Raw genomic sequence first — 5828 nt, forward strand, 5'->3', positions numbered from 1 at the left:
TTCCTGCAGGGTAGTTGTCTGGTATGAGCCACAGGCAGTCAAGTCTTTGAATCTTGGCGACCATATGCGATGTGAAAATTGCCTTTACAAAAATAACGAGGTGCACGTGAACTTCTACTCAAGGATTGTAGTTCTGAGGCAGTCTGTCAAGCCCTATAAAACAGCCAAAGTGCTTGAAATAGGGACGGAATCCGGAGGGTCGGTTCTGTTTGTTGAAACAGATTCGGGAAGACTTTGGCTTGATGGCAAGGCGGCACTTGATTTTCTTGGCATAAGCGCGCTTCCTTGTGGGGTCAGCATGGAGACTGTCATTGGGCTCAAGTCGCCATACCTAAAGGGCCGAACACTCAAATACGACCAGAATCCCTCGTCTAGCCCCAAAACTAATTCTAAGTCTATTTCTCCTGTCAAAGCAGTATTCCTTGGATTTGAAAAATAAAATAATCCCCTAACACTCAAGCTTCAAGACACAAGTCCCTGTTTTCAAGTCCCAAGCTTTATATCGTTTTTCAGCCATATTTTTTCAAGGGCAATACATGTCCCCAGTTCATTAACCAAGCGATCGTTTGTGGGTGGTTTTATGTCAGGCGTTGTGATGACCAAAACAGACTTGCCGCTTAAGCTTCATTCAAGGGGCAAAGTGCGCGACACTTATGAATATGAGGACAAGCTTCTGATGATTGCTTCAGACCGCCTTTCCGCATTTGACGTCGTCTTTTCCCAAGGCATCCCATACAAGGGCACCGTGCTCACGCAGCTTTCCTTTTTCTGGTTTGAAAAGCTCAAAGGCGTAATCAAAAACCATCTTGCAGGAGATGCGAACAGAGCTTTCCAGGCAAAAGTGCCGGACGGATTGCCAAGTTTTCTTGCAGGCCGCTCAATGGTTGTTGTCAAGGCAAAGCCGCTTCCAATTGAGTGCGTCGTGCGCGGCTACCTGGCAGGCTCAGGCTTGAAAGACTACAATGCAACTGGTTCCGTGTGCGGCATAAAACTTCCGCCTGGGCTTGTAAATTCAAGCAAGCTGCCCACTCCGATTTTCACGCCAAGCACAAAGGCAACTACTGGACATGATATTAACATAAATGATGAAGAGGCTGCAAAACTTGTTGGTGCGGATATATACAAGCAGATAAAAGAGGCAAGCATAAATCTTTATTCAACAGCGGCAGACTATGCAAAAACAAGAGGCATAATACTTGCGGATACAAAATTCGAGTTTGGCATTTACAACGGGGAACTAATACTTATTGATGAGGTTCTAACCCCGGATTCAAGCAGGTACTGGCCTGCCGACAAATACGTTGAGGGCAAAAACCAGCCATCCTTTGACAAGCAGTATGCCCGCGATTACCTTGAAGGAATCGGCTGGGACAAAAAGCCGCCGGCGCCGCAGCTTCCGGATGAAATAATACAAAACACCTCGAAAAAATACGTTGAGGCGTACGAGCTACTCACTGGGAAAAAATTCGCGTGGCAATAAGCTTGGGCGGGAAAGAAGTTTGAGTGGAACTAAACAAATAAAATTATTTTAGATTAGGTGATTTCTATGGTGCGAGTTCAAATCATGCTTGGCTCTGATTCTGACATGGAGCATGCGAAAAGGGCATTGGAGCAGCTGGATGCGCTTGGAGTGGATGCTGACATTGTTGTGGCATCTGCGCACCGCAACCCTGACAAGGCAATCTCGGTGATTAATACTTGCGGGGCTGAAGTGTTCATTGCAATGGCCGGCCTGTCTGCAGCACTCCCGGGTTTTGTGGCATCCAAGACAACAAAACCGGTTATCGGAGTGCCGCTCAACGTGAAGCTTGAAGGTCTTGACGCACTTTTGTCTGCAATGCAGATGCCAACCGGAATACCTGTGGCAACAGTTGCGATTGACGGGGCTAAAAACGCAGGCATTTTGGCTGCGCAGATAATCGCGCTATCTGACAAGGAAGTTGCAAAAAAACTTGCGGAGCTTAGGGCGGCAGGAAGAAAATAAGTGCCGGTAGAAGTTAAGCTTGCCTTTTCAGGGCAAAATTTTGGGTGCTCCTTACGCTTGAAAATACATTCATCCATGTTCCTGGCATAGGGGCAAAAACCGAATCCAAGCTTTGGCGCTTTGGAATGAATTGTTGGGATGATTTTTTATCTCGCGGCAAGAACCTTTCAATGCCGTCAACAATGAAGGAACATATCTTCAAGCATATATTTGAGTCAAGCGAGGCGCTTGATTCTGGAAATTTTCCATACTTTTCTTCATGCCTCCCAAGCGACTCCACATGGCGTGCCCTGCCGGAGTTTGAGGGCAAAATCGGCTACCTTGACATTGAGACAACGGGCCTGTCCTGGCAGGCATCAAAGCTTACTGTTGTTGGCATTTACGACGGGAAAAAAACGCACTCGTATGTCAACGGAAAAAATTCGCTTGGCGTCAAAAGCCTTGATGAGTTTGCCGAGGATATAAAAAAATACTCGATGCTTGTGACTTTCAATGGGCAGATGTTTGATATGCCGTTTTTGAAAAGCTACTTTAAGGGTGTAAAATTCGACCAGGTGCATGTTGACTTGCGCTTTGTGCTCCGCTCGCTTGGAATAACAGGCGGCTTAAAAAGAATTGAGCAGCAGTTCAAACTTGAGAGGCCTTCTGACTTGCAGGGGCTGACTGGCTGGGACGCGGTAAAGCTTTGGAACCGCTATGAGTGGAAGGGGGACAAGGCGGCGCTTGACACGCTTATAAGATATAATGCGGAAGATATCGTGCATCTTGAGACGCTTGCAAAGTGGGCGTATGAAAAAAAGAAGGAAAAGGCACTTTCTGTCCTAAGCGAGCCGGATGAGGCACAGGAAAGATTGCAGGAAGGGCAGGGGGCGAAAAGTGAAATGCTTAAGGCCATGCACTATGAAATTAACGCAGTCTGATTGGTTGAGTTTATGATTTTCCCAAACATACTTAGGAAATTGAAAAGGGGGCCGCAGGTGATTTTGCCAAAGGACATTGGCATGATACTTGCCTACTCTGGAGTTGGCAAGACATCAAAGGCTGTTGATGCGGGCGCGGGAAGCGGCTGGCTTGCAATTTCCCTTGGAAATGTATGCAAATCAGTTGTGGCTTACGAGTGGCGTGAGGACTTTGTCAAGCTTGCCTCAGAAAACGTGCAGAGGGCTGGATTGAAGAATGTGAAAATTAAGCACGCAAGCGTGTTTGACGGCATAAAGGAAAAGGAATTGGACTTGGTGACACTTGACCTTGCAGATTCTGACAAGGCAGTGGGACATGCGTATGGGGCGCTAAAGGATGGCGGAATGCTTGTCGGCTATCTGCCGCACGCAGAGCAGGTGCAGAGGTTTGTAAAAGCATGCGAGGGGTGCGGGCAAGCAGGTGCAAGCAAAGGCACAGACAGCGGATTTGGCGATAAAGAAAACGGCACTGGTGCATCTGGCGGCAGTTCTGGCGGGCATGCGGCTGGCTTCGGCAAATCTGGCTGTGGTTTTGGCAGGATTGAGACAATAGAGTGCATGGTGCGTGAATATCTGGTGCGCGAGGCAGGTTTTAGGCCTGAAAATACGGGACTGACGCACACCGCCTATCTTGTTTTTGCACTGAAAGTGCCGCCGCCACAAAGGAATTAAAAAGAAACAGTCCGAGATTCACGCACCTATCTTGTTTTGTATCCGAATCTTTTTTCGTAATCCTTGTGTGTAAGCCATTCAAGAATTACTGAAATTATCTCTACCCTGTTACCTACAAGGTAATACATAAGCCGCCAGCCATCAGGCAAGTCGTATTTCCGAAGGTTGTCAATTCCGAATTTTTTCGCATACTCATCAGGCCAGAGATGTCTTGGGATTTTTATGCCGCAAAGCGGGTTTTCCTTCAAGTCACCAATTGCACGGTCAAGGTATTTTGCAAGCTCCTGCTCCTCAAACTTGCCAGATTTTAGCTGCTGGTAGGCATTTAGGAGAGACTCATCTGCAAATGAAACGCTTTTGGCTCTGTTGTCCTTCATGCTATCACTAGCCCCCGCCCTTTCAACTCAGCCACCTTTGCAGGATTCCAAAGCCAAGTCACAGTCCTGTCAGGCTCGATATATATTTTGCCAGAATATTCCAGGTAGTCCAATATCGTGATATATGTGGTCCACATGACCTTTTTTGGCAAAAGCTTCCAAATTTGCGTTATGGTTTTCTCGCTTTTGTGCCTGTATAGTGCCTTTTCTACCATAAGAACAGTGTCAAGTCTTGGGTATCTGCCAAGATTTTTCGGGCTGAAGGTTGCAAAGCCAACGCCTACAGACTTCCTGGCTGGTTTAACTAAATCTATTGTCGTCATATGTATCACTTGATTAATTTATCAGTTGATAAATTAATAAGGTTTTCGTATTTGTAATCAAGTCTAATTTCTCTTGGTGCGGATCCTGATCTCCCTGCGGGAAATCGTATCCTTGTTTTCTGCGGAAAAATGCGGGCGGTGTGATTTTCAGGCTTTTTTGGATGATTATTTTCCCAAAAAGCCTCAGGCGCGGCTGGAAAACCGGCAATTACAGCAGTGCGCATTCCAAATACTTGCATAAGTCCATCATTTTCTCCCCGATTTATAAATTCTTGTTTCCTAAAATCCAGGGGTGCATTTCAATGAGAACTTTGGCAGTAATAAGTGGCAGTGGCCTTGAGAAGTTCATGGACGGCAGGGGCAAATCTGCTCCAAAACAAGCCTGGTAAAAACCCCGTTTGGGCCTGCTTCCATTATCAGGGGCACATTGAATGGCATGCCATTCATCCTGCTGCCAAGGCATGGAAAAAAAACACACAATCCCCCCGCACAAAATTGACCACAGGGCCAATGTTTTTGCACTTGCGGAAGTGGGGGCTACAGACGTGCTTTCAGTTTCAGCAGTCGGCCTTACAGGAAAAAAACCGTTCAGTGTGGGGCAGTTTGTTCTCGTAGAAGACCTGTTTAGGATTATGGACACCCCAACCTTTATCGAGGACTTTAAAGGCGGAATAGTGCACCCGGACATGAGTGCTCCCTATAGCCCTGGGTTAAAAAGCAAGGTGCTGCAGGCAGGCAAGGCTTCCGGCCTTAAAATCAAAACCGGAGCAGTTCTTGCGGATACCAAGGGCCCAAGATATGAAACCGCTGCAGAAGTGGCGTTTTTCAGAAAGATTGGCGTACATCTTCTTGGCATGACCTCAACAGTCGAGGCCATCCTGTTCAACGAACTTAGGGCAACCGGCGTAAAAATCCAAAACGCCACCCTTGCAATCACAACCAACTTTGGGACCGGGGTTTTGAAAAAGCCCCTTGACCACAACGAGGTAAAAGTGGTTGTTGCACAGAGGGAAAATGAGGTCAAGAATATCGTATCAAACCTCATCGCGCTTGTCTAGACGCATAATAAACTAGGCCGTGCGCCAGCTATGGGTGCAATGGAGTTGCGATAATGTATATATTTATACAATATCCCAAGCCATATAAGTTATGTGGCTAAAAATGTCAAAACAAGCATATTTTTAAACTCCTTTTGGCATAATATATGTATGTTCAAAACGTGGTTTGGCGGTGGCAATGCGCCTGATTTGACATCTAAGACCAAAGTTACCGACAGGTTTTCCTCCTTGAAAACCTTTTTGGCGCGCAAAAAAGCCGCGGAGGAGAACATCTACACGGGAATTCTAACTACCTACGGCGTGCGCTGGACCCTTGAAAAGGCTGCAAGGGACATTTGGCAGAACTTTTTTGACTACAATAAAACACTTGACTGTGTTCAAACCGAGGTAAAGGAGTCCAAGGAAGGCCGAGTGCTTCGCATTTCAAATGGGGCAACATATGACTACAGGATGCT

10 protein-coding genes are annotated in these 5828 nt (G+C 46.7%); 7 read left to right on the forward strand and 3 right to left on the reverse strand.

What is annotated here, in order from left to right:
• Positions 1–64: 64 nt before the first annotated feature.
• The 5 genes from FJZ26_03545 to FJZ26_03565 all read left to right on the forward strand — a co-directional run bounded on the left by FJZ26_03545 (position 65) and on the right by FJZ26_03565 (position 3615).
• Entirely contained in the window at positions 65–439 is a 375-nt protein-coding gene (locus FJZ26_03545; protein MBM3229479.1) for a hypothetical protein, read from the forward strand.
• Between the two features lie 141 nt (positions 440–580).
• Complete coding sequence (locus tag FJZ26_03550) at positions 581–1480, forward strand: phosphoribosylaminoimidazolesuccinocarboxamide synthase (GenBank protein MBM3229480.1); 900 nt, start codon at positions 581–583, stop codon at positions 1478–1480.
• A 66-nt stretch (positions 1481–1546) separates the two neighbouring features.
• Complete coding sequence (gene purE / locus FJZ26_03555; protein ID MBM3229481.1) at positions 1547–1984, forward strand: 5-(carboxyamino)imidazole ribonucleotide mutase; 438 nt, start codon at positions 1547–1549, stop codon at positions 1982–1984.
• Positions 1985–2028: 44 nt separating this feature from the next.
• Positions 2029–2904: an exonuclease gene (locus FJZ26_03560; protein ID MBM3229482.1), complete on the forward strand. Its 876-nt coding sequence runs from the start codon at positions 2029–2031 to the stop codon at positions 2902–2904.
• A 12-nt stretch (positions 2905–2916) separates the two neighbouring features.
• Positions 2917–3615: a methyltransferase domain-containing protein gene (locus FJZ26_03565; GenBank protein ID MBM3229483.1), complete on the forward strand. Its 699-nt coding sequence runs from the start codon at positions 2917–2919 to the stop codon at positions 3613–3615.
• A 26-nt stretch (positions 3616–3641) separates the two neighbouring features.
• Here FJZ26_03565 and FJZ26_03570 read toward each other — a convergent pair whose 3' ends face one another.
• From FJZ26_03570 to FJZ26_03580, 3 genes are all read right to left on the reverse strand, one after another.
• Complete coding sequence (locus FJZ26_03570) at positions 3642–3992, reverse strand: hypothetical protein (GenBank protein MBM3229484.1); 351 nt, start codon at positions 3990–3992, stop codon at positions 3642–3644.
• A complete protein-coding gene (locus FJZ26_03575) occupies positions 3989–4207 on the reverse strand; it encodes a hypothetical protein (GenBank protein MBM3229485.1) in 219 nt (72 codons plus the stop codon). The genes FJZ26_03570 and FJZ26_03575 overlap by 4 nt, the downstream gene beginning before the upstream one ends.
• A gap of 113 nt (positions 4208–4320) precedes the next feature.
• A complete protein-coding gene (locus FJZ26_03580; GenBank protein MBM3229486.1) occupies positions 4321–4554 on the reverse strand; it encodes a hypothetical protein in 234 nt (77 codons plus the stop codon).
• Positions 4555–4746: 192 nt separating this feature from the next.
• Here FJZ26_03580 and FJZ26_03585 point away from each other — a divergent pair, with 192 nt between their 5' ends.
• The gene (locus tag FJZ26_03585) at positions 4747–5373 is read left to right on the forward strand and encodes an MTAP family purine nucleoside phosphorylase (GenBank protein ID MBM3229487.1); all 627 of its coding nucleotides are present in this window, start codon (positions 4747–4749) and stop codon (positions 5371–5373) included.
• A 150-nt stretch (positions 5374–5523) separates the two neighbouring features.
• Positions 5524–5828: hypothetical protein (locus FJZ26_03590; GenBank protein MBM3229488.1), on the forward strand; the 305-nt coding region annotated here is incomplete at its 3' end.

It is taken from the genome of Candidatus Parvarchaeota archaeon (genome assembly GCA_016866895.1).
GTDB lineage: Archaea > Micrarchaeota > Micrarchaeia > Anstonellales > VGKX01 > VGKX01.

Bases quoted from the DNA above. Each gene is read 5' to 3' on its own strand.
- FJZ26_03580 (MBM3229486.1), bottom strand. From the start codon at position 4,554: ATGCAAGTATTTGGAATGCGCACTGCTGTAATTGCCGGTTTTCCAGCC.
- FJZ26_03570 (MBM3229484.1), bottom strand. From the start codon at position 3,992: ATGAAGGACAACAGAGCCAAAAGCGTTTCATTTGCAGATGAGTCTCTC.
- FJZ26_03545 (MBM3229479.1), top strand. From the start codon at position 65: ATGCGATGTGAAAATTGCCTTTACAAAAATAACGAGGTGCACGTGAAC.
- purE (MBM3229481.1), top strand. From the start codon at position 1,547: ATGGTGCGAGTTCAAATCATGCTTGGCTCTGATTCTGACATGGAGCAT.
- FJZ26_03575 (MBM3229485.1), bottom strand. From the start codon at position 4,207: ATGGTAGAAAAGGCACTATACAGGCACAAAAGCGAGAAAACCATAACG.
- FJZ26_03585 (MBM3229487.1), top strand. From the start codon at position 4,747: ATGGCATGCCATTCATCCTGCTGCCAAGGCATGGAAAAAAAACACACA.
- FJZ26_03565 (MBM3229483.1), top strand. From the start codon at position 2,917: ATGATTTTCCCAAACATACTTAGGAAATTGAAAAGGGGGCCGCAGGTG.
- FJZ26_03550 (MBM3229480.1), top strand. From the start codon at position 581: ATGTCAGGCGTTGTGATGACCAAAACAGACTTGCCGCTTAAGCTTCAT.